The sequence below is a fragment of the Desulfovibrio gilichinskyi genome (genome assembly GCF_900177375.1).
In the GTDB taxonomy this organism is placed as follows: domain Bacteria; phylum Desulfobacterota; class Desulfovibrionia; order Desulfovibrionales; family Desulfovibrionaceae; genus Maridesulfovibrio; species Maridesulfovibrio gilichinskyi.
Genome location: NZ_FWZU01000001.1, coordinates 904,675 through 929,887, shown reverse-complemented (window position 1 = coordinate 929,887; position 25,213 = coordinate 904,675). Strand labels below are relative to the sequence as shown.

The window sequence follows — 25,213 nt, the reverse complement described above, 5'->3', positions numbered from 1 at the left end:
TTTCAATGTCGAATAATCACATAAGGGTAGATGCAAATAAGTTGGATATGATTGCCGCTGATTTTGCCGCAACTGAAAAGCAGATTGATATTGCATGTAAAAGAGCCATAGCCAAAACAGCACGACATTTAAGAGTTGTAGCACTTCGCAGTGTTTCTCAACTTACAGGTATAAAACAAAATATTCTTAAAAAACGAATTAATGTCTCTGTATGGGGAAAGAAGAAAAAAACCGGAAGTATTTGGTTCGGGCAAATGCCTGTTCCATTGCGTGAGATGAATCCAAAACAGGACGGAAGCGGGGTAACAGCTGGTGGAGTTCATAGGAATCACGCTTTTATTGCAAATCGTAAAAGTGATGGGAGAAGTGGTGTTTATAGGCGCGTTCCCAAAAGGCTTTATGTAGAAAAGGTTTTTCATGAAAGCGAAGCTTACGGCAGGATTAGCCGATTGCAACTTGGATTTTCAGATAGCAGTTTTCCGCAATATCCCATTGTTCCTCAGTATGAAAGCATTGATCGGATTATGGAGTATGTCATTCAAGCTGATGTTCTTAAGGCTTTTGAAAATAAATTTTACACATTTTTTGAACGGGAAATTAGATGGGAATCAAAGAAATAAACATAGTTGATGCACACGAAGCAATTGTCCAAAAGCTTAAAGAAGCTTTTCCAAAATGCACAGTTGGTGATTATCGCTGTGAAACTGGAAAGGTTGTTGCCCCTGCACTGGCTCTTGAACTTTCAGAGATTGAACCTAGCGACTCTGACCCCGGCACAGGCCAGCTTGAAATTAATATGCGTTGGGTTGTCTATCCTCTTATACATTTCAGAGTGAAGAATGCGGCCCGTGAAGTTGCCGCCATTGTTTGTGCTTTGGCTAAATTTATTGATGGCAACCGTTTCGGGCTTCCGGTTTCAGCGGCAAAGTTTGTAGGTGGATATCCTGAAGATTTTAAACCCGCAAAGGACGGATACGAAGAATGGCGGGTTGAATTTGAGTTTAGCGGCATGCTGGGTGAATCCGTTTGGACTGGTGAGGGAATAACTCCTGAAACGGTTTTTCTTGGCTACACCCCGTTAATCGGAGCTGAAAACATAGAGGAGTATGAGGATGTCACAGGGCAACCCTTACCTGCTAGCAGAACTTGACCGCCGCTTATCAAACGTAGTTCGCATCGGAACCGTTGCCGAAGCTGATTACAGCAAGGCGCGTTTACGTGTGTCCTTTGGTGAGGCTGTTTCGGATTGGCTTCCGTGGGTTACTTTCCGCGCTGGCGGCGACCACACTTGGTGGGCACCGGAAGTTGATGAACAGGTTCTTGTTCTTGCTCCATCCGGTGAAATTTCCGGTGGCGTTGTCTTGGGTTCTATTTTTTCAACCAGCCATCCGGCCCCGGCGGACCGTCCTACTATTCACCGCACTACATATGAAGACGGCGCAATAATCGAATATGACCGTCTGAAACATATTTTACATGCTTATATCCCCGGCGATATTAACCGCGAAATTGATCAGGATATAAACGAACAGGTTCACCGTGATACTATCCGTGAAATAGATCGGGATATGAGTTTGCAGGTTCATCGTGATGTTTTCTTTAGGGTTGACCGTGATGTTTTGCATGATATCGGCGGGAATTTTACCAGTACAATAGGCGGCAATGTTTCAAAAGATGTTGGCGGTGATGTTGATCACACTGTCGCTGGAAAAGTCGTGCTTGATGTACAGGGTGAGGTTGTCATTAACAGCGCAACCCGCATAACTCTTTCCGCTCCTTTACTTGTTCTTGATGGCCCGTTTGTTCAGGGCAACAGCAACCACGGTGGCGGTGGTGAAATTTACGGCGAAGTTAATCAGCATGACGGTGATTTTATTTCCGATGGTATTTCCCTGCAACATCACGTTCATGTTGAAAACGGGGATGTAACCGATGAACCCACTGGCGGTGCATTATGAAAGGTGTATGCGCCAGTACAGGCAAACATTTAGACGGTATTGCACATCTTAGGCAGTCCATTACGGATATTCTTACAACTCCAATCGGCTCAAGAATTATGCGCCGTGAGTATGGCAGTCGCTTATTTCAACTGGTTGATAGGCCGTATAGTGCTGACCTGCTTGTTGAATATTATTCTGCCGTTGCCGAAGCCCTCCAAAAATGGGAGCCGCGCTTTAAACTTACCAAAGTTGCCGCCGCTGACTTCAAGGCTAATGGACAAATTATTATTGATTTGGTGGGCAAGTATCTGCCGGAAGGAAAGGAAATAACCTTAGACGGGATTGTAATATCATGAATGGTTTTACATCCATTGATATGTCCAAGGTTCCGGCCCCTGATGTTGTCGAGACGCTTGATTATGAAGCAATCCTCGCTGATATATTAGCAGACCTTCGCGCGCGTGATGCTGAGTATTCCGCGCTTGTTGAATCTGATCCTGCCTATAAAATTTTAGAGGTTGCCGCATACCGTGAACTCAATTTGCGCCAGCGCGTTAATGATGCCACCCGCGCGGTCATGGTTGCGTATGCTTTGGGTAATGACCTTGATAATTTGGCGGCACTTGCTCCGGTTGAGCGTAAAATAATTGATGCTGGCGACTCTGAAGCGCGTCCGGTTATCCCGCCTACTTATGAATCAGATGAAGAATTTCGCAAGCGTACTCAAATGGCCCCGGAAGGGTTTTCCGTTGCCGGCCCTGATGGAGCGTATGTTTTCCATGCCTTAAAAGTTCCCGCTGTACGTGATGCCTCGGCTTTAAGTTCTGTGCCGGGGGAAGTTGAGGTTTATGTTTTGGGTCGCGTGGGCGACGGAACCCCGAATGCGGAAACTCTTATAGCTGTAAATGATGTAATCAACGGACGCGAAGTCAGACCCTTAACAGATCATGTGACTGTAAAACCTGCTGAAATTGTAAATTTTGAAGTTAACGCAAAACTTTTTATTCAGCCCGGCCCGGCTCCTTCATCCGTAATTGATTCCGCCCGCTCCGCTGTAACTAAATATGTAAGTGAACGGCATACATTAGGCTCAACTGTTCCGCTTTCCGGTATTTATGCCGCTTTGCATGTTGAAGGCGTGGCAAAAGTTGAACTTGCTTCTCCGGTTACGGATTTGGCTATGCAGCTAAATCAAGCCGCTTTTTGTACTGCGTTTGTAGTGGAGGAAGGCTAATGGCTGACCTTTTACCTATTAACGCAACCAAGCAAGAGCGTGATTTATCAAATTCTGTTGCACGGATTGAAAACATTCCGGTTGATATCCGCGACTTGTGGAACCCTGATAAATGTCCGGTTGTTTTTCTGCCGTGGCTGGCGTGGTCGCTTTCCGTGGACCTTTGGAAAGACTCATGGCCCGAAGAAACAAAGCGCGCGGTTATTAAGGCAAGTATAGAAATTCATAGCCATAAGGGTACGCCTTGGGCCGTTGAAAAATACATGGAAGCAATAGGCATATCTGCCGAAGTGCTTGAATGGTTTGAATACAACGGCGATCCGTACAAGTTCAAGGTTCGTACCGGAATAGGCGCGAGTGAAACCGCTTATCTGGATATGCTTGAAGCTGTAGCTGTTTCTAAAAATACCCGTTCACACCTTGATTCTGTGGTTTTCCATTCCACACTTGAAAGCCCTGCATTTACTGGCGGGGCTGTTCGCTCCGGCTCAGTTCAGCATATCCCTGTTCACTTTAATGTTTCGTCTGAACCTTCCCGTTTCTATTTAGGCGCAGGAGTCAGACAAGCGGATATTATTCACATAAATTTACCTGATACGGAGCTTTCCGTTGAACCCTTGGGGCTGTTTTTTGGCGGAGCCGTACAGGTGACGGATATAATTACTATAGGAGGCACGAATGCCTAATTTTACAGGTATGAGGCTTACCCGGCTCGGCATGGAGCTTTTAGGGCTGACCGGGGCGGGAGCCGTTCTTGATTTTACCCGTGTTGCTGTCGGTTCCGGCCTTTGGAGTGAAGCACAGCAAAGTGCGCCCGCAGAGTTGACCGGACTTATCCGCGAAGAAATGAGCCTTGATATTGGCTCAATTGCTCCGACTTCTGTGCCGGAAACAGACGAAGCCGCAGGAAGCTACACTATTTTTACTATGCTGACTAACAGCGGGCTTGAATCCGGCTTTACCCTGCGGGAACTCGGCATTTTTGCAACTCACCCGTCGCGCGGTGAAATTCTTTATGCAGTAGTTTATTCGGGAGACGATCAATACGATTATATTCCGCAACTGCCCGCCGGGGCCGCGCCGCTTGAAAAGCAGTTCCGCATTGATGTTGTAACGGGAAATGCAAAAGAAATTACAATCAAGCAATCGCCTGTCCTGTTGGCTACGCATGACGATATTAGCGAACATGATGTTAATCCTGAAGCGCATCCTGATTTGCTGGCTAGGCTCGCAACCGGAACGCCAGAAATTTTAAACCCCGCGGACGGGGCAACCAATATAGGCGAAACGCCGATTATTACCGCCCGCGAGTTCGTGCCTGTTTTTGCAAATACTGAGCATCAAGCAAGCCAGTGGCAGGTTGACCTTCTATCTGGCAATTTTTCCAATCCTGTTTTTGATTCCGGTCCTAGTTCTGTAGCCTTGAATAGCTTTGAACTTCCTGCCGGATATTTGCAGGTAAGCACAATTTACAAGGTGCGGACTCGACGCCGTTTGAATACCGGGCAATGGTCTCCGTGGTCTGAACCTAAAACTTTCATGACTAAGGATATTTTTAATTATGTAGAGCGTCCGGCAAATGCTGAACCAATCAGTGGTGCAACCAATGTAGGGGAATGCCCGACTTTAAAATCAAGTCCGTTTGCCGTTGTCGGTGATGAACCGGATACACACGCCGCAACTCAGTTTAGAATCCGGCAGGGCGATACCATTTTGCATTTGTCGCCTGAACTTGGCGCGGTGCTGGAATATCTGATTCCTGCAGGACTGCTTCAAGTCTCAAGCGATTATGTTTTTGAGTGTCGTCATAAGGGCGCGGTGCTTGGCTGGTCTGATTGGTCAACAGCAACAGCGTTTCGTACAGCTTCCGCTTTTATAACTGGTGACGAAGCAGTTTATCCTAGTTCGTGGGTTGGGCATGATGATGCAAGTGCGGCAGGGGTTGCGCTGGCTGATGATGCCGCGCTTCGCAGTAATGGGATAGATCAAGGTGAAGGCGAGGCGGATTGGGCGGAATACTCGGTGCGTGCGAAGGTGCGTAGTGAAGGACTGAATATCATGTCTAACAGCTCTGCACAAAAATTGTATACAGATACAGCAATTGTTGGCGTGACTGTTGATGTCTCAACCGAGTTGGGTTCAGTTAAAAAAGCACCTGTTAGTGGGAAAGATTCTACAAACGTATTGGATATTTTTGGAGATAAATCATGTGTTGATTGTTTCCCATTTAATGAAGGGTCACCTCTTGGGTTAGCGGATGGTTGTTCAGCACCGACAAGCTTGGTTGAAATTGATGGTAAATGGGGTGGTGGTGCCCATATACCGGAGTGTCACGGCCACGCTATTAATCCAGCCGCGACAGTCAGCTTTAGAGGCACCACTGCAATTAATACTAATAACTTTGCATTTTCGTTGTGGTCAAAAGATAAGAATTGGCTACATATCATGTTTAGACAATCTTTTTCCGTAACGAGTGCGGACATTTCTAGGCTTATCGGTTTTGGCGGTTCGAATAAAATTATTTATTTGGGCCAGAATAGCACTGCGTATGTGACTGATGCACAATATAATTATATTAATTCAAAAATTATGGACGGTAAATACCATCATTGGTGCATAACGGCTGGTGGGGTTAACGGTAATAATGTCCGAAAATTATATATTGATAGTGAATTGATACACTCTGTGACACTGCCGGGTTATTCAAATTTAGTGTTTTTGGGCATGTTTCATTATACACAGTATGTTGATCAAATCCGAGTGTTTAATAGAGGAATTAGTGCTGATGAAGTCCAATTGCTTAAAAACGAGAGGTTATTTGAAATCGATACTTCCGCCGCCGGATACACAGAACCCCCTACTCGCGCTCACATAATCCCTAAACTTACAGCCGCAACTGGCCCCGCCGGGGCTGCTTTCGCTCAAGCAGATTTTGCCGAAATTGATATTGAAAATGCCACCCTCGGCACGGATTCCGATCCAGACCGCCCTGATTTCATTTTACTTGAATCGACCAAACAAACCCCGGCTGAACCTTTCCGCCGTGTGGCCCTTGGCGTGTCTGGATTATCTAAGGATAGCGAATGCCGCGTTGCTGAAACTCAAATCGATACTTGGAAACAAGGAGCATAGCCCATGAGTATAAATATAAATGATATGACGATTGCCGAAAAAAAGAGACTGGCGGCGGAGCTTGCGCCGTTCATCCTTAATGAACTCGGTAACTCTTCTGAAATTATTCTGCCGGGTACAGAGAAGTCGGTAAAACTTTCGGTACGCCTTATTGATAGCGGCAAAATATCGAATCAAACCCGTAGTGCTCTTGACGCGGCAGAAGCCGCTTACGAAGCCGCAACAAATGTCGAAACTCGTAAAAGTGCACTTAAAAACATCTTCGGAATTTTCCGCATAATTTTGATGGGTCGTAATAACTAAACAGGAGAAAAAAATGCCTGAAACTTTTTTACACGGCGTTGAGGTTATCGAAATTGACGATGGCCCGCGCACTATTCGGACTGTCCGGTCTTCGGTAATCGGCATTATAGGCACGGCCCCTGATGCTGATGAAGCCGTTTTCCCGCTTAATAAACCTGTTATGATTGCAGGTAATCGTACTGAGGCCGCAAAACTTGATACAGTGGGTAACGGAGCAGGTACTTTGCCCAATGCGCTTGATGCAATCTTTGACCAGATCGGGGCCGTGGTGGTTGTGATCCGCGTTGAAGAAGGCGCAAACGATGCCGAAACCATGACGAATGTAATCGGCGGAGTTGATCCGATAAACGGCAATTACTTAGGCGTTCAAGCCTTGCTTGGTTCAAAGTCCGCTTTAGGCTTTACCCCTCGCATTCTACTTGCGCCGGGCTTTACCCACCAGCAAGAAGAGGATTCCGAACATCCTGGTATTTTCTTTAAGAATCCGGTTGTTGCAGAACTTGAAGGAATAGCACCGCGTCTACGGGCTACTATCCTTGTTGATGGTCCCAACACTAACGATGCTGATGCAATCAGCATGGAAAATGACCTTGGCGGACGCTGTTACGTCGTTGACCCGTGGGTAAAAGTTTATCGCAACGGGGTTTATGTAAATGAACCGCCATCCGCGCGCGTTGCAGGGCTGATTGCCAAGATTGATAATGATAAAGGGTTTTGGTGGTCGCCATCTAATCAGGAAATTATGGGTATTTCCGGCACGGCCCGCCCTGTTGATTTTGCGCTTGGCGATGCAAATTGCCGCGCCAACCTGCTTAATGAAAAGAATGTAACCACTATCATTAATGAAGACGGATTCAGGCTTTGGGGCAACCGGACTTGTTCATCGGATGCTAAATGGGCTTTCCTTTCTGTTCGCCGTACTGCGGACATGATTAATGAATCCCTGCTTCAAGCTCACCTTTGGGCCGTGGATCGCAACATAACCAAAACATACATGGAAGATGTAACCGAGGGCGTTAATAACTATCTTCGTTCTCTGGTTAATCAAGGCGCAATACTTGGCGGCACTTGTTGGGCTGATCCAGAACTTAATTCACCGGATCAGATTGCGGCAGGTAAGGTATATTTTGACTTTGACTTTACCCCGCCAGCACCCGCCGAACACGTAACTTTCCGTAGTCGTATGGTTAACGATTACTTTGAGGAGATTTTCTAATGCCAGTTGCAGATTATATTCTGAAAAATTTCTCTATTTCGGTTGATGGTAAAGGTTATGCCGGAAACGCTGAAGAGTTTAAGCCCCCAAAATTGGGGGTTAAAACAGATGATCACCGTGCCGGGGGTATGGATGGTCCAATAGCAATTGATATGGGCATGGAAGGCCTTGAAACATCATTTGTTTTGACCGGGCATTTCCCTGAAGTTTTAAGCTTATGGGGTGTTGCCGTTGGTGAAAAAACACAGCTCACCGCGCGGGGCGCGCTGGAATCTTGGGACGGTTCTGTAAAGCCCGTTGTTATCAATATGCGTGGGACCGTAACATCTATTGAAGATGGGTCTTGGAAAGCTGGCGAAAAGAATAATCAAACATTTACCATGAAGCTTGAATATTACAAACGGGAACAGGACGGCACAATCCTGCATGAAATTGATATCCCGAACATGAAGCGCGCTATTAACGGTAAAGACCGTCTTGAAGAAATTCGCAACGCAATAAAAGTATAAATCAAAACGGTTATAGGAGAATTTAAAAATGAGTGAAATTAAACTTGAATATCCGGTTGAGGTTGGCGGGGTTCCGCTAGATAAAATTAATATGCGTCGCCCTAAAGTTAAGGATCAGCTTGTCGCTAAAAAATCCAGCAAGTCGCAGGATGAAATTGAAGTACAGCTTTTTGCCAATCTTTGCGAAGTTGCTCCGGCAGTGATCGAAAATATGGACATGAAAGATTATTCAAAGCTTCAAAAAGAGTACCGCAGTTTTTTATCCTAGAACCTAAAGAGGTTCGGCAAAGGGTGTTGGCTCTGGCCCATTTTACAGGTTGGAGCCGCTCCGAAATTATGGACATGGATACAGAAGATTTTCTTGATGATTTAAGCGAGGCAATGAGGTTGCAAAGTGGCAAATAAAAAGTTTTCCGCAGTTGTTGAGATAGGCGGAGCCGTGAAAGAATCCTTCCGCTCAAGTATTAAAGTCTTGGGCGGTGATCTTTCCGGAGTTGGTGATGCTGTTCGCAACACTAAAGATAAACTTGATATGCTTGAAAAGTACGATCCTCAAGCTGTTGGTAAACTCGGCAAAGAGTATGACGAACTTAAGCGCAATGCCGCTAAGCTTCGCAAAGAGCATGAAGCAACCTTAAAGCCTTCTAAAAAAATGACTGCGGAGCTGGCCCGTGCGGATGCCGCCGCAGAGAAAGCCGGACGGGCTTATAATGCAGGTCGTGAAAAGCTAAACGATATGGGCGCGGCCTTGCAAAAGGCGGGGGTAAAAACCTCTAATCTTACGGGCGAGCATATTCGCTTGTCTGCTGAACTGAGCAAAGCCAAGCGCAATATGGATAGCCTGAACCGTGCGGTTGAAGCTGGCAGCAGAATGAAAAGCCAGATAGGTGACGCGGCCCGTATCGGGGTTGGTGTTGCTGCTGGAATTGGTGTTGTTGGCGCGGCTGTCACTATGACAAATAAGGCCACGGGTGAACAAGTGGCCCTCGCCCGATCACTGAATATGTCTGCGGACAGTCTTCAGGCGTGGGGCGGAGTTGCCAAAGAAGCCGGGTTTGAAATCGACAATGTGGGCGACCTTGTTGAAGAAATGAATAACAAGCTCGGTGAAAGTGCCGGGCTTGAAGAAACAACACCTGTAAAAGAATCACTTGAAATGCTCGGTCTGTCTTTTGAAGAGCTTAGAGATATGAAACCGGAAGAACAGTTCCGGGAAATAGCAAAAGCCATCAAAGATATGCCTGATCAGCAGGCGGCTGTTTCCGCCGCTGATATGCTGTTCGGCGGTGAAGCTAATAAATTTTTTGGTTATCTTCGATCACGTAAAGAGGGCATTGATGAAATTCTAGATCAGCAAATGCGGCTAAATGTTCTTTCTGACGAAGGGCGGGCAGGTGCGGCGGCGTATAATACGGCCTTTTCACATCTCACTACCGTTGTCGGGTCTGTTACTTCTGAATTTTTTGGTTTGATAGGTGGTGCAATTGCTCCGCTGGTTGATGAATACGGTCCAAAGCTTGCCGATTGGGTTACAAGTAACAAAAAAGATTTGATCGGCATAGGGGATGCCGTCAAGGATTCAATACCGGGCTTTCTGGCATTTGGGCGCGGAGTTTATACCGTTGTTTCAACAATAGGTAGTGCGGTTTCGACGGTAGCCTCATTTGTTGGCGGTTTTGATAATCTCGCTATTGCTATCGGGTTTGCTTTTGGAGCCAAAGCCGCATTGGGTATTGGACGCTTTGCAACTAATCTTTTCACTGTGGGCAAGGCTATTGTCCCGATTGTTTCAACTTATTTTCCGGCGGTTGTTACGGGCATTCGTGCAATAGGTGCGGCAGTAATGGCAAACCCTATTGGGCTGGCTGTTACTGCGGTAATCGGCGCGGCTGTGCTTGTCTGGAAATATTGGGACCCGATTTGCGACTTTTTCGGCAACTTTGGTTCAATGATTGGCAATGCTGTTTCCGACGGATTCGACTTTATTAAATCTGTCTTTATGAACTTTACCCCGTTGGGGCTTGTCATTCAGCATTGGTCGCCAATCAAGGCTTGGGTTGGCGATTTATTCGGCTGGATTGGTGACAAAGCCGCCGCTGTTTTTGGCGGGATAGGTTCGGCAATTTCTTCTGTAGCTGGTTTTTTTGGGTTTGGTGATGATGAAGAAAAGGATCAAACGGTTATAGTTGGTAAGGCCGTTGCTAAAGCTATCCCTGTTGCGACGGCCCGTGCTGAAACAATAACCGAGGCAATGCCTGTTGAAGCACGTTCAGTACAAGCCAGTTCTTCAACATCATCTAATAAATATACTATTACTATTAATGCCGCACCGGGGCAGTCTGCCGAAGAAATAGCGGATGAAGTTATGCGGAGAATTGAAGAAAATAATCACGATAATGCACGCCTTGCCCTGCATGATTAGGAGTTTTTTATGGCAATGCTGAAACTAGGTGAATTTCTTTTTAGTGTTGATACAGCCGCATACCAGACCTTGCAACGTTCAACGGCTCAAAGGTGGGGTAAAATTAATAGGATAGGTAAACGAGCCGCTATGCAGGATTTGGGGCCGGGGGATGATTCAATAACATTGCCCGGTGTTATCTATCCTCATTACAAAGGCGGTTTAGGACAGATTGATAAAATGCGGGCAATGCAAGCGAAGGGCGACCCGCTGATGCTGGTAGATGGGCTTGGCAATGTCCATGATGAATGGGTGATTCTTTCCGTTGGTGAAAAGGACAGCGTGTTTTTTAAAGATGGTGTTGCCCGTAAGCAAGAATTTACACTTAAAATTCAGCGGTACGAAGAATGATTTACAGAACTAAAGACGGCGATTTGTTAGATAGAATTTGCTTTAAATATTACGGGCGTGAATCTGCCGTTGCCACTGTGCTTGAAGCTAATCCCGGCCTTGCTGATAAAGGTCCGGTTTTTGATGCTGGTATTGAAATTGACTTGCCGGAACTGGCTACACCGGAAAAAGATCAAGGCATAAGTTTATGGGATTAACTCACAAGCCAGCATACAGAGTTGAAGCGGACGGAAGCGACATAACCGAAGCTATTCGGGAAAATTTAATTTCTTTGACTATAACTGATGAAGCTGGCGTAAAATCTGATTCTTTGTCTATTTCCCTGCACGATAAAGGGTACAGGCTACCGAAAGCAGGTGGACAGCTTAAAGTATGGCTTGGTTACGGAGAAGCGGCAACATATATGGGGCTGTTTGTTTCGGACGAAATTACGCTTTCAGGTCCGCCGGATAAAATGTGCATTAAGGCGGCGGGCGCACCGCAGGAAAAGAGCAAGGCGTATTATCATCTTCAGACACAGAAAACACGTTCATGGCTACCGCAAACGATAGGCGCATTAGTGGCAACGGTAAGTGCTGACCACGGACTTGACCCTGCCGTTGCTTCTGATTTGTCCGGCGTAGGTTTACCGCATATCGACCAGATAAACGAATCTGACATGCATCTATTAACCCGCATAGCCAAAGATCACGACGCAATAGCCAAGGCTAACGGGGGCAAGCTTGTATTTGCTCACAAGGGGCAGGGTAAAACTATTTCCGGCAAATCAATGCCTACCGTGGCCCTGATCCCCACAGACGTTACAAATTACCGTGTAACTATCACCGCCAGAACTGACTATAATCAGGTCGTTGCTATCTGGCGTTCTGTAGAATCTGCAAAGGATATTGAAGAGATTGCAGGAGCAGGGGAACCCATGCGTCGCATTCGGCATATTTACCCCACGCAGGAGTCAGCGGCAAAAGCGGCAAAGGCTAAACTAGAGGCTTTCCAAAGGGGTAAGCAAAGCCTTTCCGTAAGCCTTCCGGGAAGGCCAGAGCTAAGGGCAGAATGTAGGCTTTCGCTTTCCGGTTTTCGTGATGGGGTTAATGGTCTTTGGAGTGTTACCCGTGCGACTCATAAGTTGGGGAGTGGGGGGTATGTTACTAGTGTTGAGGGGGAGAGGGTGTGATTTGTTTTTAATCCATAATATATTTATATCTAAGTAACTATGACTAATTGTTTGAAAAAAAAGTGTCGTCAAGGTTTGCTTTATCAAAATTTGCCTCCGCAAGGTCTACTCCTCCAAGGCCTGCCCATTGAAGGTCTGACTTCTTAAAGTTTGCCCCTTTAACGTCTGCATTTTTGAATCCTGCCCATTGAAGGTTTGCTCCTTCAAAGTTTACCTCTTTAAGGTTTGCGCCTTCAAAGTTAGCCTCTTTAAGATTTGCCTCCTTAAGGTCTGCCCCCTCGAGATTTACATTCCAAAGTATTGCCTTTTGAAGATTTGCGCTCTGAAGGTTTGCCCCCTGAAGCGTTGCTTTCCAAAGGGAGGCCCCTTCGAGGCTTGCCCTTTGAAGTTGTGCTTCTTCGAGTTTTGCATTTTCAAGATCTGCATTATTAAGGTTTGCATTTTCAAGGTTTGCCTTTTTAAGATTTGCGTTGTGAAGGTTTACACCTTCAAGGCATGCCCATTGAAGGTTCGCTTCCTTAAGGTTTGCACTTTGAAATATCACACCATCAAGTTCTGCCCCATAAAAGTTTGCTTTCTGAAGATTTGCGCTTTCAAGGTTTGCTCCTTTCAGATTTGTGTCCTTAAGGTCTGCTCCCTCGAGGTTTAGATAGCTAAGGCTTGCGCCCTCAAAATTAACATTCTTAAGGTTTGCCCCTTTAAGTTTGACTTCCCAAAGTCTTGCCCCTTGAAGGTCTGCCCACTGAAGGTCTGCCTCATGAAGATCTGTTCCCTGAAGGACTGCTCTTTGAAGGTTTGCGTGCTGAAGGTTTGTCAGTATAAGGTTTGCACACATAAGGTTTGCCTTTTTAAGATTCGCCGTATGAAGGCTTGTACAATTAAGATTTGCATTATGAAGGCTTGCATTCTCAAAGTTTGCTTTATCAAGGTTTGCCCTCTGAAGGTTTGCTCCATAAAGGTTTGCCCCTTTAAGGTTTGCTCCATGAAGGACTGCTTCCTTAAGGTCTGCCTTAACAAGGTCTGCCTCATTTAAGTTTGAATTTTGGAGATTACAAGGATAATGTTTAGTTAGCTCAAAACTTGAAATATTTTTTGTAATTAAGGTTAAACAAATTTGTACATCCTCTCGTATTTTGTTTTTTTCGTGTATTTGTTTTATTTTCCCATATTTATTTTTTAGATTAAAGTGTTCTAAATCATGATCACTTCTGGTTGGGCTACGAATATATGCACACAGCATATCTAAAATCATGATTTTATCTGTTTCTAGTTTAGTATCTTGTGCTGTTCTCCATAAAGTATATATAGCGCCAATTCGAACATGGAGTTCTGGACTTCCTAATTGCTCAGTCGCTTTTATGATCCTATCTGTGATGTGCCCTTGTTCGGCAACTGTTGCTTGTCTTGAAAGACTTTTTGAACGGGAATAGGCAAAGCTAAGCCCTATCAGTCCGGCAATTGAAAGGCCCATGTTTCTGTATATTATATAGTTTGCAACTTTATCCTTACCACCGTTAGCACCTTTTTTGAGGTGCTCTATTGTACTAGACAACCATTCGGGCCATATTGCTGTCAGTGTTATGGCTATAACACCAAGTGTTAAAATGGTTATTATGATATAGGGGTGGTTTTTTTGGGATTTAATAAATATTTTTTTCATTCTTCAATTCTCCGGGTCGTTATATGCCTTAATTGTGGATAGGTTATGCTTGAAATAAAAGCAAGATGTTGAAGATACAAAATCAATTTATGATGATTATTTAGATAGGTGATAGCCTCTCACAGAATATTCTGCGAGAGGTTGAATCTTTTACTTCCGCACCAACTCCAAAACCGCCGCAGGCTTACCCTTCCTATCCTTTTTCTTTTGCTCTTCCACTTCGTACATACTAAAGGCTTCGGCACCTTCTGAAACTTTCTTTCGTATTAAGTCTAGTAGGTAAGCTTCGCCATAGCGGTGTTCCAGTTCCATTTGGTCCCGTAAATATTCGAGGGAACAAGCCGCTGACATCATATCCGAAACGTGGTGGCATAGATCATTACTATTCATTTTCTGCCTCCACACTTAAAACCTGTTCTGCTTCAATAAGGGCATCGTAGGCCATTAGCATTGCTTGGCGTTCTGCTCTTGGGAGTTGTTCCAGATTTTGGAATATGATCGTTTTTGCCGTAGCTATGGAATTTTTCGGGGAGCTATGGCCATAAATCTCTGGTTCGGTTTTGGGCGCAGGAAGCTTGGGAACTTTTGATGGTGCATCGAGCTGAGGATATGGCGCAATGCCTAAAAGCATACGGCAACGATGCCCGTCTATGCGTGGCCGTGTTTCTCTTACGTCTTTGAGCATAGAGTATAGATCAGCAAAAAAGCGTGCACGGTGCATGGCCAGTTCGTCGTTCCGTTCGCAAAACAGTTTGTAATATTGATACAGCTCTGTTTTTGAAACTCGGCCCCATGATGCTATTTCGCACGCTTCATTAATAAATGCATGCACGGTGTTGTCACGTATCAAGCAATCCGAAATAGCCTGTATGGTTTGGTTGTGGCTTGTTTTGTTCTGAATCCGTAGAAGCTCTTCTTCCATTGTATTAAACGCTTCAAGATAACGTATTTTCCATGCGGATGCTTTTTTGCCAGTAAAGCCCATGACCAGATAGGCGAAGCCGTCACGAGTGAGGTTATAGCAGGGCATTTCTTTGTTCTGAGCATTGACATAAGAGGACTCCGCAAAATTGCGGAGTCCAAAATCATCCGGAATATCGAGCTGTTTAATCTTTTTAAGCACGTCATCATGGCGTTTGCCAAAATGTTCAGCAATCGTAAGGGACGAAACAACGGGCTTACCATCAGCAATAGCAAGCGTAGGGGAGCTAACAACTGAACTGTTGTCAGAAGTGTGTGAATTGGCTAAGTTCTTTTCAGCCATAACGTACCTCCTGTTAAGGTCGTTTTTGGTTAGGCTCGTCTAGGTGGTGGTACACCTTGGCGGGCCGTCTTTTTTTGGGCTACTTTTCTTCTTTTTCTTTCTTCTTTGCCTCTGCCATTCGCTTTTCCATACATTCAATGAACATGTCTTTAATGGTCATTTCCTGCTCTGCGGAAAAGATTTTGATGCGTTTGTGTAGGTCTTTGTCCATACGCATTGAAAATACAGTTTGTTCTTTTGCCATATGTAAGTTGTAAAGCTGTCAAGATTGCTTGTCAATGTTAAATTATAATTATTTGTTGAATTTATAGGGTGGGGTGGTTGGCAAGGATGTTGGAGGTTCACGTCTTTCAAATTGAATGTTTAAGCCCCTTGCAACGGAAGTTGCGAGGGGCTTTCTTGTTAGAATGGAATCAAAATTAAAATGGTTGCCCATTATTAATTTGAGAATGAGCTGATACTAGTCCAATTGAGTTGCCTCCTGCATTCCTCAATAGACCAATAAGTGCTTTATGAGGTTTTGGATCACTTGAACTCCATTGAATATATGCATGCCCAATTCTATATTCTTCATTATTAGTTGTTTCTAAACTGAAAATACGCGTAGAATGTGCTGGTATGTCAGCTTCTCCCGTTCCTGCTGCGAGAATAATCTGCCATGAGGCTGAGGAACCTGATCTAATTTTTATACGTGAAGACATATCGTTACCGTCGTGGTCATAAAAACATACACGACATCTTATGGTTTCATTCGTAATATTAGATAGATATAATGCTGAAGACAGTGAAAAACCACCATGTTTACCAAATTCTATACCGGGGACTAAAGCGCTTCCTTGTGCATTAAAATCATCCGCCCCCGCAGTTCCGCACACCAACATCAACATTGCCAAAGACAATACATATGCTTTTATTAAACGTTTCATAATAAAACCTCATTAATTAATAGTTATATTACAATGTTATTATTGCAATATAAGTTGTGTATAAAGAGTGTCTTTTAATGTCAATATATAGCTAATGATTGGAGTGGATTATGAAAGTAATTTATCCATTTAAAATAGTAAGCCCCTCACAATGTTAGTTGCGAGGGGCTTGTTATGGTTGTCTTTTGGGAAAATAGTTTAAAAAGGATCTCCGTGATTAACAAGGAAGTTTCCGTGGCTGAAATTAGAATTGCCCATTACAAAAAATGTCCATCCTCCTGCAATAAGGGCTTTCCTTAGTTTTGCGTCATCAGCGGACCATTCAATAATGGCATGTGCAATAATGGACTTAAGTGGATAGGTATTAGCTAAATGGAAAAAGCGTGATCCGTGAGCTGGAATTTCAAAATCAGCAGAACCAGTAGAGACTGTGGCCCAATTTCCATTACCACCTGTTAACGCTATACCATATGAGCTTATGTCGTTTCCTGAATGATCATAGACCAATACCCGGCATTTTACTGCAACATTGGTTATATTTGTAATTGTTATGTATGAGTCTATGCTTTGCTCGGAAGACCAAAATTGATACAATAAGTTAGGAACAATTGCGCTTCCTCTAACCGGAAAATCTTGTGCTCCAGCCGCCCCGCACATAAGTACTAGCATTGCAACAGACAGCATGCCTAATCTCATTAAACGTTTCATAATAAAACCTCATTAATTAATAGTTATATTACAATGTTATTATTGCAATATAAACTGCGTATAAAGGGGGTCTTTTAATGTCAATGGATAGCTAATAATTGGAGGGTATTATGAAATTAATTTATTAGTGAAGTTCTTTATGGTGTGAATCGAATCTAATAAATTTTGCTCACTTTAAAATAGTAAGCCCCTTGCAATGTTAGTTGCAAGGGGCTTTGTCTGCTGGGATGTAATAAGTATTAGAAAGGTTGTCCGTTATTAATGAGGGTCCATCCCATAATAGTATTTGTCCATTGTCTCATCGCACCTATAAGGGCCTTTCTTGTCTGTGTATCATCAGAAGCCCACTCAACTATGGCATACCCCACAGTCCAAATCGGTACAGTCGATTTGAGAGTTACTTGTCTAGTTGCTCGTGCAGGAAGCTCAAAATTTCCTGTGCCAGAAGAAATAAGCTTATAGGTAGTTCCTCCTGAATAAATCTTTACATAGGAGGTGATATCCGCTCCTTCATCATTATAAAATGCTACTCGACACTGAACCTTCTCACTTGTAATATTGGTTAACACTAAATCAGTAATATTCCCTTTCCCATTACTAAACGAAAGGGTTACTCCAGGGACAAGGGCGCTTCCTTGTGCATTAAAGTTGTCCTCGGCATTTACAGCACCGCACGCCAACATCAACATTGCCAAAGACAATAAATATGCTTTTATTAAACGTTTCATAATAAACCCTCATTAATTAATAGTTATATTACAATGTGATTATTGCAATATGAACTGCGTATAAAGGGGGGCTTTTAATGTCAATGGATCAATAAAATCCTACTCACGATTTACTCACCTTTCCACCTGAAAAAGCCAAATTTTAAGGGAATAGAATGGGTGTTAACTAGCTGAAATAACATGATGCACATTCGCTTTCATGGCCTCCGGAGCTGAAGGTCGCAGGTTCGAATCTTGCATTGCCCACCATAGAAATCAAGGGTTTACGTTGCTAAAGCATCGTGAACCCTTTTCTTTTTGCTACCCTAATGCTACCCAAAATTCTGAAATGTGCTCTGAGGTTCTGGTTGAAACCTCACCTGTTTAAAATGCTATTATTGGTTGTCTTGCGATAATGCGGGAAATGTCATTCAATAAAGTTTACACCACAAACCCTGCTATAGTCATCGCAACCAGCACCAGCGTTACAACTCCTTCAAACCATTTTAAATCGCTCAAAAAAGTAAACCGCATGTATCCGGTTTCATCCTTTGGAAATGGGCTTAATTTTGGTATTCCCATCGGGGTTATGGCATCTAACAGTAGATGTGATGCCCAGCCTATCGCTACAGGTTGAAGTCCTATAGCGTAAAGTATGATGGGGATAACCCACCAATGGGTTAGTTTTCGATGTATTGCCCACCATGATTTTTTTGCTTCAAGCATTTCGCTGAATTCTCGTTCTGAAAGCCATTCGCCCGCATTTTTTTTGTATTGCAAGTGTGTCGCCCGCTTGTGGCCTGAGAACGCTCGATCAACTATATCTGGCAGAATTGCGCCAAGAATCATTAATAATAGTGCAGCAAATTCATGATGTAACCAAGTGGGAATCCATGATGCACTTGCGCAGTATAGATTTCTCATTTCATGCCTGAAGTGATCTGGGGTTTCCATTAAACCCATAATATTTATTGGGAGTAAGGCGTGGGCTAGTGTGTTCATGGGCTATGAGTTTAGCTGATTAATGGTCTAAGTGTCTAGGCGTATTTGAATAGAATATTTATAGTGTGAGGTTATGCGGACTCCGGTTACCGTATCGCCTAAGTGAGATGGGGGATTAAGGTTCGGTCTCATAAGTGTAATAATGATGGGCTATTGCTTGCTGAGATGGGACAGGGTATTAAGAGTATTCAGGGGATTTATAATGACAAAAGCACAAAACATTCCATTAGCTAAAGATCAAGTTGGATGGCTTAAACGATACGTAAATTGTACTAATTTTATTCGATTTTATGCCAAATCTGTTTCTATATCGAAAGTTTTTGATGAAGATAAAAGGGGTCCTGATTGTTGGAGATATACAGTAAAAGATGGTGAGAGGACAAAAGCTGAAGTTAGGGAGAGCGGGACCCTTGATACACTGGGTTCTTGCAATGTCGCAGATTATTGTTGTAAAGATGGTAATGTGATATTGCTTTTGTTAGAATTTCCACATTATAAAGAATATGATGGTCTTGATCCTGAAGGAATGAGGCCTATTGCTCCTGCTCAAGGTTCTACAGGGAGTAGGATTCGTAATCAGCTGATCAAAAAACTCGAAAGTTGCAATTTGGAGACAGGTAAGGAATACCACGTGGTTATTTCAAATCCTGTTCAATTTCAAGCTTCGCTATATAGTTTGCATGGTCAGTCGACTAGGGGAAATATCAAAGCAGGTTCTTTGCGAGATGCGGTTTGGAAAGCCTTAATGGTACGAGAAAAAAATAATTTTATTGAAAGGCTAAAAAGTTATGATCCTGTAATTATTATTAACGCCTGCACTAAAGGGGTAACGGAAGATGTTGATTGTTTAGTTTATGAATTTTTCTTTAATGCAAGAAAAAACAATGTTAAGCTACCTAGGTACTTTCATTCTAGTGCTCACCCAAGCTCTTGGGATAAATACACTACAATTGAAGAACTTTAGTTAGGATGATTTAACTAATTCTTTCAGTTAAGAAAACCCGCCTTCCGGCGGGTTTTTTCATGGCCAATTATATTCCCATCATGATTCCATTGTATATTTTATACAGTAATCTCATGAACACGTTTAAGTGTGATGGGTGGACGAAGAATCTTTATATGTGGAATCACCTAGCATGCTTTTAATCATACAAGGGGGATTTTTTATTGCTGCACTAACTCAGTAGTCGTAGGTATTCTGAAATCAAAAGGATTTTTGTACCCAAAAAAGCGAAGCGGCATAATAGCTTCTTTGAAGTGTCCGAATTTTATATCTGGAGTTCTGTCACAAATTAAAGTTAGTCTTCTACTTTCATCAGGAGCAATATTAATCCAAGCTCCTGATGAAATGATTTTACCATCGATATTTATTTTTTTAGCATAAAAATGTGTTCCTCCGTTAGACAAGTAGGCTCTGTCGAAGTCGCCTGTCTCAAATTTTCTATCCTTATCTGTATTAGAAATTAGTATTGTGCAATACGCTTGCATCCCTTTTATTTGAATGTCTTCAAGTTTAATTACTACTTTTCCATGCTCTTGTGCATTCTCAGTTGGTTTCATATGTTCAACTTTAACTTTTGGATAATCGTAATTAATGTAATACCTGTTATCATCACAAACTCTAAATTTCATGAGTACAGATTGGAGAAATGGTACGTTCTTTTTTACGAGAAATCGTGTCGTGAAGGATCGCACAACATTTTTAGGAATATAAATATCCTGATTAGCATGTACTTCCTCGTTATTAATTCTAATCTTTTCTATGTTTATTGCTCCACCGTTGGCTACTATTTTTGATTTCTCTGCCATGTCTAGTGTGATATCCTCACTTGTATTGTTGAACATATCAAAGAAACATTCGATTTCATCTCCAGATTGGCGGGCTTCTTTCAAGGTAAGAATAATATCATTTTGGTCGATTGGTCTAAGTTCAGCTGTTTTGGTAGTTATACTTAATTTACCATCTGTGTACGTAGCTGCTGATCCTAGCGCTAATAGTGTTTTGTTTAATAGATTTTCAACTTCTTTTGATTTAGGTTTATAAGCATTTGCGAGTGTGAAGAAACCAAATGCAGCATTGTAATTTTGAGTGTCGAGAGCTTGTTTACCTTCAGAAATGAGTTCTTCGAATTTTATGTTGGCTGCTTCCAAGTGTTTCGCTTCAACTAATGATTCAAACGACTTGCCTTCTTTTTCTAGTAGGTTTTCAAGTCCTGTTTTTAAAGCACTTTTCACACCATTAGTAGCTAAATCGTTTTTGGTTATATTTAATTCATCAAGAAAACCATTAAGTGTGGCGTTGAGTTGTTTAACTTCTATTTCTCTTTTTTCTGCTATTATAGTTTGTTTTTCTGCTATTAGATTTTGTTTTTCTGCAAGCTTTGTTTGTTTTTTAGCATCAAAACTTGAGTATGCGCCAAAAATACCAAATCCTATTGTTGATATTATTCCAGCAATTGCAATTATGTTTGTAATAGTCGGCCCAAATAAGAATTTTTTCATAATTATTTCCCCTTTTATATTTCATAAGTCTAAGAATGATCGTTTGTATAAACAACGCATTATATTTTGTCACCACCAAAATATAATCCCCACTTAACTTTTTTGCATGCCCGTACAGCCATATGCTTATGGCTAATTAAAAATCAGCGTTACTTATCAAACTAAACACGGAACCACACTAGCGTTACAAACTATACGCAGTGGAGCACGGCCCCATAAAAAAGGCCCGGAACGGTGCGCCAACACCAGAACCGAGCCTGAATATAATTTAGATTTTACCTAATTTATTACGTGCCTTACTCCCACATACCCATCCCGCGCCCATGCTCCGCAGGAACACATATTAACTGATCGCCCATGCCGTTCATTTGCAGGCAGCTTCCGGTGATAGTCCTGCGCGGAGTTTGAAAAGAACACGGGTCTCCCCGAGACATGTCTACGCATGCAGTTGTGGCTTGTGGTGGAGGGCCTTGCCGCATGCCTTGTCCTTGACCCTGCATCATACCGTTTCCGTTTCCATATCCCATACCTTGCCCACGCCTTTGACCTTGGCCGTTTCCATCCATTTGACCGTACTGTCCCATTCCGCTCATATCATTTTGCATTTGATTATTCCCTCTTGGCGGTGGCGGAGGGGGTGGCATCATTCTATTATTGCTTGGTCCATTGGTGCTGTATAACTCCGGTGATGGCGGTGGTGGATTATCCGGTATTGCCTGTCCGCCGGAAACGCAGCGTACATAATTATTAATGCGGATATCATCTCCCTGCGGGCCGTGTCCGTTCGGGAACTGCTGCGGATCACCAGTTTTAGGGTCACTGCGCTGTGCGCCTGCTCCGTGAACATCCATCCATCGACCTTGAGAACTTCCGGGCCGTTTCATATACCCCATTGCACGTCCGAAAGCGATATACACGGCGTTGCCCGGTCTTGGTCCGTTTAGGTGAGTGGTTGCGGTCCAGTAGTATGATTCTTTACTTGTTACGGAAAAGATCGGGTCGATCGCGGCAGAATCCGTTGCTGCGGGGCTGCGCTTATAGTCCACTATGGATTGAAGCTCTTTCGCATTGGGTAAACGCCAGTCTGAACGGCCCGCAAGACTTAGTTTATCGCAATAGTTGAGAGCTTCTTTCCAATCTAATTTTGTTGTGCTGTCATCCTTTTGCCAGATTAAACCTGTGGCCGTATCGGTTACAGTCTTGTCGCTGTTATCAACAAAAATATTTTTGCCGTATTCCGGGTTGCCGCGTACATAACGAATATAAAGTTTATTCTTTTGATTGTTTTGATGTTTAATTATCGGATACCCTTTAATGCGCCCATCTGCGAAGTTAACGCCGAAGACTGTGGGATTTCCGTTCATGGTTGTTCCAGTATACTTTGTCGCGGACCAGTCCTGACAGTCTATGTCCCGTTCGCCGGCCTGTGTGTTACCATATTTAAAGTCGAAATATTGTGTATTGATAAACGGCTTACCGCTTGGCGCGGCAAACAGCCATCCGTTAAAATCAATTAATGAGTATAGTTCTTTAATTGTCGGTGTCCGCCAGTCGGAATAACCGCCGACTTTGCAGGATTCAGCTCCGCTTAAAGCTTGATCCCATGTAACCTTGTTCCCGCGATTTTTTACCCACATCAACCCTGTGACAAGGTCGCTGACGGTTCCATCTCCATTGTCGCGATAGGTCGGCTGGTTTCCTTTGTACTGAGCATCCTGACCGGAAAAATCTGCACCGGGTGCGGGGCAGGGGATAGGTGATGTGTTATCGAAGCAGGTAGTTTGTCCCGTATCTACAATAGGATAAGTGTAGTCTTGCGCAAAGCTGGGTGATGACAGGAACAGCAAACAGATAACCAGATTTGTGATGAATTTTTTATGGTTCATAATTACTCCTATGATTGTTTACTACATATCATAAGCAATGTTAATTTAACAGGCGATTTTTGAACTTAGATCATTGTCGGATAATGATCTGATTTAAAGAGGCGACCTTAATCGTTTGAAGCTTTTTAAAATTAAAGTAAAATTACATTGACAATGAAAATCAATTTCAATAAATAAAGATTATTGTTCGAGCAAATTAAACGCTAACTAATAGAATTAAATAAGATATTATATTTTAAGGAGCAGACTATGTGCGGATTCAGCAATGCATGGAAATTAAACAGAGAAGGGATGGCAGCGTGTAATGAAGGTGATTTTGATAAAGCCGAAGAGAATATTTTAAAAGCTATCAACCTTGCATCTTGCAATTCCCGCAAAATTCATCGGGCTACAATGTATAATAATTTGTCGGTAATATATCAGATGAGTGGCAGGATTAATGACGCTGTGCAGGCATATGGCACTGCAATCAGTTATTTAAATCCATCACATAAAGGGCAGGCGGCATTAATTGCCCGAATGAAGGGTAAAATTGAATCTTTAAAAGATATAGCTGCATAAAATAGGTTTTCTTATTTCGTAAAATTCCGGTAAATCTGAAAGGGGTTGCCGGAATTTTATTTTTTCCAAAATCAATTATCCATATATTTTAGCCTAAATCCTAAACGAAACCGTAACAGGGGTTGACTTTGTATGGAAACTGCCTAAATAATCCCAGTTCTTTTGCTATCGAATGTGAAAGGGTTCACTAACCTAATTTTATAGCATTGCTTACGTACACAACCGTCGTATTTTTCGACCACGGCGAATATATTTTAGAAGGAGTACATACAATGGATTTTAATATTGAAGAAGTTTCCCCGGTAGAAAGAACTGTCAAGGTTACTGTTGCCGCTGAAGAAGTAGGCGCAGCACTGGATGCCACTATTGCGCTTTATAAAGTGCAGACACCTATTAAGGGTTTCAGAAAGGGCAAAGTTCCTACCTCTGTTGTTCAGTCAAAATACAAAAAACAGATTGTCGGCGAAGCTACAACTGACCTGATCAATTACCAGATCAATGAAATTCTGAACGGTCAGTCGATTGTTCCTGTTTCTAAAATAGATGTTGATGCTGCTGAACTCGTAAGAGGCGAAGACTTCACTTATACTATCAAATTTGAAATTGTTCCTGAATTTGATACTCCTGTATACCTTGGACTTGCTGTTGAAGAAGAACGCGCAGAAGTTCCTGAAAGCGAACTTAAAGATGTTGAAAAAAGACTTCTCCAGAACATGGCTAAAATTGAGCCTATCGAAGAAGATCGCCCTGCAAAAGACGGCGAACTTGCTTCTGTAACTTTCTCCGCTGAAATGAACGGTGAACCTATTCCCGGTGTTCAGGCAGACAACTTTGACCTTCCTATCGGTGAAGGCCACTCCCTGCAGGAATTTGAAGATTTCGTAAAGACTCTCAAATCCGGCGAATCCGGTCAGACTGATATTACTTTCCCTGAAGATTTCATAAACGCTGATCTTGCAAACAAAACAGCTACTATGAAAGTTACTGTTCACGCAGTTAAAGAACGCAAAATGCCTGAACTGACTGATGACATTGTCAAAAAAATCGGCGGTTTCGACTCAGTTGAAAAAATGCGTGAAATCATTAAACAGTCATACACTGCCAACCGCAAACAGCTTTGCAAGAGCGCAGCTCTTACTAAACTGATCAGCGCTATTGTTAAGGATCTTGACTTTCCGCTTCCTCCTTCTCTTCTTAACGACCGCATCGACCGTATGGTTGCAGACGTTATTACCCGTGCTGAACGCTCAGGCCGCAGCTTTGAATCACTCGGTAAGAGCATGGATGAACTTCGCGCAGAACAGACTCCTCTTGCAGAAGAAAGTGTCCGCACTGAAATCTTCCTTCTTCATGTTGCCAACCGTGAAGAACTCACTGTTGAACCTCAGGAAGTTGAAGGAGCTCTTCACCAGATTGCTCAGCAGACCCGTCAGGACTTCAGCTCTGTTAAGTCTTACTACGAAGAACACAATCTCATTATGCCTTTGAAAGATAGACTTATTGCAGATAAAGCTGCTGAGTTCATCTACGAAAACGCAAATGTTACTGAAGTAGAACCTGAAGTAAAAGGTGATAATTAATATCTCAGTTTTTTTATAAGCAAAAAATGGCGGCACAGTTTATCAACCGTGTCGCCATTTTTATTTTTCCGGGAAAAGGGTTGTCTATGATCGTATATCT

At 43.1% G+C, this 25,213-nt stretch carries 28 protein-coding genes; 18 read left to right on the top strand and 10 right to left on the bottom strand.

Annotated elements, in window-relative coordinates; all coding sequences use genetic code 11:
* The first annotated feature begins 5 nt into the window (after positions 1–5).
* The 15 genes from B9N78_RS04355 (at position 6) to B9N78_RS04285 (ending at position 12,317) form a co-directional block, all read left to right on the top strand.
* A complete protein-coding gene (locus B9N78_RS04355; RefSeq protein ID WP_085098852.1) occupies positions 6–620 on the top strand; it encodes a hypothetical protein in 615 nt (204 codons plus the stop codon).
* Positions 602–1,150: a hypothetical protein gene (locus B9N78_RS04350; RefSeq protein WP_085098849.1), complete on the top strand. Its 549-nt coding sequence runs from the start codon at positions 602–604 to the stop codon at positions 1,148–1,150. Before B9N78_RS04355 ends, B9N78_RS04350 begins: the two co-directional genes overlap by 19 nt.
* On the top strand, positions 1,113–1,958 hold the full coding sequence (locus tag B9N78_RS04345; RefSeq protein WP_085098846.1) for a phage baseplate assembly protein V: 846 nt from the start codon (positions 1,113–1,115) through the stop codon (positions 1,956–1,958). The genes B9N78_RS04350 and B9N78_RS04345 overlap by 38 nt, the downstream gene beginning before the upstream one ends.
* Positions 1,955–2,296 carry a GPW/gp25 family protein gene (locus tag B9N78_RS04340; protein ID WP_085098843.1) on the top strand — a complete coding sequence of 114 codons (342 nt, stop codon included), beginning with the start codon at positions 1,955–1,957 and terminating at the stop codon, positions 2,294–2,296. Before B9N78_RS04345 ends, B9N78_RS04340 begins: the two co-directional genes overlap by 4 nt.
* On the top strand, positions 2,293–3,174 hold the full coding sequence (locus tag B9N78_RS04335) for a baseplate assembly protein (RefSeq protein ID WP_085098841.1): 882 nt from the start codon (positions 2,293–2,295) through the stop codon (positions 3,172–3,174). The genes B9N78_RS04340 and B9N78_RS04335 overlap by 4 nt, the downstream gene beginning before the upstream one ends.
* A complete protein-coding gene (locus B9N78_RS04330; protein ID WP_085098838.1) occupies positions 3,174–3,860 on the top strand; it encodes a phage tail protein I in 687 nt (228 codons plus the stop codon). Before B9N78_RS04335 ends, B9N78_RS04330 begins: the two co-directional genes overlap by 1 nt.
* Positions 3,853–6,306: a hypothetical protein gene (locus B9N78_RS04325; RefSeq protein ID WP_085098835.1), complete on the top strand. Its 2,454-nt coding sequence runs from the start codon at positions 3,853–3,855 to the stop codon at positions 6,304–6,306. The genes B9N78_RS04330 and B9N78_RS04325 overlap by 8 nt, the downstream gene beginning before the upstream one ends.
* 3 nt (positions 6,307–6,309) lie before the next feature.
* A complete protein-coding gene (locus B9N78_RS04320; RefSeq protein WP_245805455.1) occupies positions 6,310–6,609 on the top strand; it encodes a hypothetical protein in 300 nt (99 codons plus the stop codon).
* A gap of 13 nt (positions 6,610–6,622) precedes the next feature.
* Positions 6,623–7,825, top strand: coding sequence for a phage tail sheath C-terminal domain-containing protein (locus tag B9N78_RS04315; protein ID WP_085098832.1), 1,203 nt, complete (start codon positions 6,623–6,625; stop codon positions 7,823–7,825).
* Positions 7,825–8,334 (top strand): phage major tail tube protein, encoded by a 510-nt coding sequence (locus B9N78_RS04310; RefSeq protein WP_085098829.1) that lies wholly within the window; start codon positions 7,825–7,827, stop codon positions 8,332–8,334. The genes B9N78_RS04315 and B9N78_RS04310 overlap by 1 nt, the downstream gene beginning before the upstream one ends.
* Before the next feature lie 28 nt (positions 8,335–8,362).
* Entirely contained in the window at positions 8,363–8,602 is a 240-nt protein-coding gene (locus B9N78_RS04305) for a phage tail assembly protein (protein ID WP_085098826.1), read from the top strand.
* Positions 8,603–8,728: 126 nt separating this feature from the next.
* The gene (locus tag B9N78_RS04300) at positions 8,729–10,756 is read left to right on the top strand and encodes a phage tail tape measure protein (RefSeq protein ID WP_085098824.1); all 2,028 of its coding nucleotides are present in this window, start codon (positions 8,729–8,731) and stop codon (positions 10,754–10,756) included.
* A gap of 9 nt (positions 10,757–10,765) precedes the next feature.
* The gene (locus B9N78_RS04295; protein ID WP_085098820.1) at positions 10,766–11,146 is read left to right on the top strand and encodes a phage tail protein; all 381 of its coding nucleotides are present in this window, start codon (positions 10,766–10,768) and stop codon (positions 11,144–11,146) included.
* Positions 11,143–11,343 carry a tail protein X gene (locus tag B9N78_RS04290; protein ID WP_085098817.1) on the top strand — a complete coding sequence of 67 codons (201 nt, stop codon included), beginning with the start codon at positions 11,143–11,145 and terminating at the stop codon, positions 11,341–11,343. Before B9N78_RS04295 ends, B9N78_RS04290 begins: the two co-directional genes overlap by 4 nt.
* Positions 11,334–12,317, top strand: a complete 984-nt coding sequence (locus tag B9N78_RS04285) for a contractile injection system protein, VgrG/Pvc8 family (RefSeq protein WP_085098814.1) — start codon at positions 11,334–11,336, stop codon at positions 12,315–12,317. Before B9N78_RS04290 ends, B9N78_RS04285 begins: the two co-directional genes overlap by 10 nt.
* A 43-nt stretch (positions 12,318–12,360) precedes the next feature.
* Here B9N78_RS04285 and B9N78_RS04280 read toward each other — a convergent pair whose 3' ends face one another.
* The 8 genes from B9N78_RS04280 to B9N78_RS04250 form a co-directional block, all read right to left on the bottom strand.
* Complete coding sequence (locus B9N78_RS04280; protein ID WP_085098812.1) at positions 12,361–13,977, bottom strand: pentapeptide repeat-containing protein; 1,617 nt, start codon at positions 13,975–13,977, stop codon at positions 12,361–12,363.
* A 150-nt stretch (positions 13,978–14,127) separates the two neighbouring features.
* Positions 14,128–14,367, bottom strand: a complete 240-nt coding sequence (locus B9N78_RS04275) for a hypothetical protein (protein WP_085098810.1) — start codon at positions 14,365–14,367, stop codon at positions 14,128–14,130.
* A complete protein-coding gene (locus B9N78_RS04270) occupies positions 14,360–15,241 on the bottom strand; it encodes a Rha family transcriptional regulator (RefSeq protein WP_085098807.1) in 882 nt (293 codons plus the stop codon). Before B9N78_RS04270 ends, B9N78_RS04275 begins: the two co-directional genes overlap by 8 nt.
* Before the next feature lie 79 nt (positions 15,242–15,320).
* Positions 15,321–15,485, bottom strand: coding sequence for a ribbon-helix-helix protein (locus B9N78_RS18110; RefSeq protein ID WP_170921368.1), 165 nt, complete (start codon positions 15,483–15,485; stop codon positions 15,321–15,323).
* 175 nt (positions 15,486–15,660) lie between these two features.
* Complete coding sequence (locus B9N78_RS04265; protein WP_085098804.1) at positions 15,661–16,167, bottom strand: hypothetical protein; 507 nt, start codon at positions 16,165–16,167, stop codon at positions 15,661–15,663.
* A 198-nt stretch (positions 16,168–16,365) separates the two neighbouring features.
* Positions 16,366–16,875 (bottom strand): hypothetical protein, encoded by a 510-nt coding sequence (locus tag B9N78_RS04260; RefSeq protein WP_085098801.1) that lies wholly within the window; start codon positions 16,873–16,875, stop codon positions 16,366–16,368.
* Positions 16,876–17,114: 239 nt separating this feature from the next.
* The gene (locus B9N78_RS04255; RefSeq protein ID WP_085098798.1) at positions 17,115–17,603 is read right to left on the bottom strand and encodes a hypothetical protein; all 489 of its coding nucleotides are present in this window, start codon (positions 17,601–17,603) and stop codon (positions 17,115–17,117) included.
* A gap of 420 nt (positions 17,604–18,023) precedes the next feature.
* On the bottom strand, positions 18,024–18,584 hold the full coding sequence (locus tag B9N78_RS04250; protein WP_085098795.1) for a metal-dependent hydrolase: 561 nt from the start codon (positions 18,582–18,584) through the stop codon (positions 18,024–18,026).
* 202 nt (positions 18,585–18,786) lie between these two features.
* On the opposite strand from B9N78_RS04250, the gene B9N78_RS04245 reads away from it, so the two are divergent.
* The gene (locus tag B9N78_RS04245; RefSeq protein ID WP_085098792.1) at positions 18,787–19,548 is read left to right on the top strand and encodes a hypothetical protein; all 762 of its coding nucleotides are present in this window, start codon (positions 18,787–18,789) and stop codon (positions 19,546–19,548) included.
* 200 nt (positions 19,549–19,748) lie between these two features.
* Here the strand turns inward: B9N78_RS04245 and B9N78_RS04240 are convergent, their stop codons facing one another.
* Together B9N78_RS04240 and B9N78_RS04235 are read right to left on the bottom strand one after the other, a co-directional pair.
* Positions 19,749–21,086 (bottom strand): hypothetical protein, encoded by a 1,338-nt coding sequence (locus tag B9N78_RS04240; protein ID WP_085098789.1) that lies wholly within the window; start codon positions 21,084–21,086, stop codon positions 19,749–19,751.
* A 296-nt stretch (positions 21,087–21,382) separates the two neighbouring features.
* Complete coding sequence (locus tag B9N78_RS04235; RefSeq protein WP_085098786.1) at positions 21,383–22,972, bottom strand: Lcl C-terminal domain-containing protein; 1,590 nt, start codon at positions 22,970–22,972, stop codon at positions 21,383–21,385.
* 249 nt (positions 22,973–23,221) lie between these two features.
* Here B9N78_RS04235 and B9N78_RS04230 point away from each other — a divergent pair, with 249 nt between their 5' ends.
* Complete coding sequence (locus B9N78_RS04230) at positions 23,222–23,533, top strand: tetratricopeptide repeat protein (RefSeq protein ID WP_085098782.1); 312 nt, start codon at positions 23,222–23,224, stop codon at positions 23,531–23,533.
* Positions 23,534–23,805: 272 nt separating this feature from the next.
* Complete coding sequence (gene tig / locus B9N78_RS04225; RefSeq protein ID WP_085098779.1) at positions 23,806–25,113, top strand: trigger factor; 1,308 nt, start codon at positions 23,806–23,808, stop codon at positions 25,111–25,113.
* The last annotated feature ends 100 nt before the right edge of the window (positions 25,114–25,213 follow it).

Excerpts from the sequence above, each read along its gene's own strand:
- B9N78_RS04355 (WP_085098852.1), top strand. The coding sequence starts at position 6 with ATGTCGAATAATCACATAAGGGTAGATGCAAATAAGTTGGATATGATT.
- B9N78_RS04350 (WP_085098849.1), top strand. The coding sequence starts at position 602 with ATGGGAATCAAAGAAATAAACATAGTTGATGCACACGAAGCAATTGTC.
- B9N78_RS04345 (WP_085098846.1), top strand. The coding sequence starts at position 1,113 with ATGTCACAGGGCAACCCTTACCTGCTAGCAGAACTTGACCGCCGCTTA.
- B9N78_RS04340 (WP_085098843.1), top strand. The coding sequence starts at position 1,955 with ATGAAAGGTGTATGCGCCAGTACAGGCAAACATTTAGACGGTATTGCA.
- B9N78_RS04335 (WP_085098841.1), top strand. The coding sequence starts at position 2,293 with ATGAATGGTTTTACATCCATTGATATGTCCAAGGTTCCGGCCCCTGAT.
- B9N78_RS04330 (WP_085098838.1), top strand. The coding sequence starts at position 3,174 with ATGGCTGACCTTTTACCTATTAACGCAACCAAGCAAGAGCGTGATTTA.
- B9N78_RS04325 (WP_085098835.1), top strand. The coding sequence starts at position 3,853 with ATGCCTAATTTTACAGGTATGAGGCTTACCCGGCTCGGCATGGAGCTT.
- B9N78_RS04320 (WP_245805455.1), top strand. The coding sequence starts at position 6,310 with ATGAGTATAAATATAAATGATATGACGATTGCCGAAAAAAAGAGACTG.
- B9N78_RS04315 (WP_085098832.1), top strand. The coding sequence starts at position 6,623 with ATGCCTGAAACTTTTTTACACGGCGTTGAGGTTATCGAAATTGACGAT.
- B9N78_RS04310 (WP_085098829.1), top strand. The coding sequence starts at position 7,825 with ATGCCAGTTGCAGATTATATTCTGAAAAATTTCTCTATTTCGGTTGAT.
- B9N78_RS04305 (WP_085098826.1), top strand. The coding sequence starts at position 8,363 with ATGAGTGAAATTAAACTTGAATATCCGGTTGAGGTTGGCGGGGTTCCG.
- B9N78_RS04295 (WP_085098820.1), top strand. The coding sequence starts at position 10,766 with ATGGCAATGCTGAAACTAGGTGAATTTCTTTTTAGTGTTGATACAGCC.
- B9N78_RS04290 (WP_085098817.1), top strand. The coding sequence starts at position 11,143 with ATGATTTACAGAACTAAAGACGGCGATTTGTTAGATAGAATTTGCTTT.
- B9N78_RS04285 (WP_085098814.1), top strand. The coding sequence starts at position 11,334 with ATGGGATTAACTCACAAGCCAGCATACAGAGTTGAAGCGGACGGAAGC.
- B9N78_RS04280 (WP_085098812.1), bottom strand. The coding sequence starts at position 13,977 with ATGAAAAAAATATTTATTAAATCCCAAAAAAACCACCCCTATATCATA.
- B9N78_RS04275 (WP_085098810.1), bottom strand. The coding sequence starts at position 14,367 with ATGAATAGTAATGATCTATGCCACCACGTTTCGGATATGATGTCAGCG.
- B9N78_RS04270 (WP_085098807.1), bottom strand. The coding sequence starts at position 15,241 with ATGGCTGAAAAGAACTTAGCCAATTCACACACTTCTGACAACAGTTCA.
- B9N78_RS18110 (WP_170921368.1), bottom strand. The coding sequence starts at position 15,485 with ATGGCAAAAGAACAAACTGTATTTTCAATGCGTATGGACAAAGACCTA.
- B9N78_RS04265 (WP_085098804.1), bottom strand. The coding sequence starts at position 16,167 with ATGAAACGTTTAATAAAAGCATATGTATTGTCTTTGGCAATGTTGATG.
- B9N78_RS04260 (WP_085098801.1), bottom strand. The coding sequence starts at position 16,875 with ATGAAACGTTTAATGAGATTAGGCATGCTGTCTGTTGCAATGCTAGTA.
- B9N78_RS04255 (WP_085098798.1), bottom strand. The coding sequence starts at position 17,603 with ATGAAACGTTTAATAAAAGCATATTTATTGTCTTTGGCAATGTTGATG.
- B9N78_RS04250 (WP_085098795.1), bottom strand. The coding sequence starts at position 18,584 with ATGAACACACTAGCCCACGCCTTACTCCCAATAAATATTATGGGTTTA.
- B9N78_RS04245 (WP_085098792.1), top strand. The coding sequence starts at position 18,787 with ATGACAAAAGCACAAAACATTCCATTAGCTAAAGATCAAGTTGGATGG.
- B9N78_RS04240 (WP_085098789.1), bottom strand. The coding sequence starts at position 21,086 with ATGAAAAAATTCTTATTTGGGCCGACTATTACAAACATAATTGCAATT.
- B9N78_RS04235 (WP_085098786.1), bottom strand. The coding sequence starts at position 22,972 with ATGAACCATAAAAAATTCATCACAAATCTGGTTATCTGTTTGCTGTTC.
- B9N78_RS04230 (WP_085098782.1), top strand. The coding sequence starts at position 23,222 with ATGTGCGGATTCAGCAATGCATGGAAATTAAACAGAGAAGGGATGGCA.
- tig (WP_085098779.1), top strand. The coding sequence starts at position 23,806 with ATGGATTTTAATATTGAAGAAGTTTCCCCGGTAGAAAGAACTGTCAAG.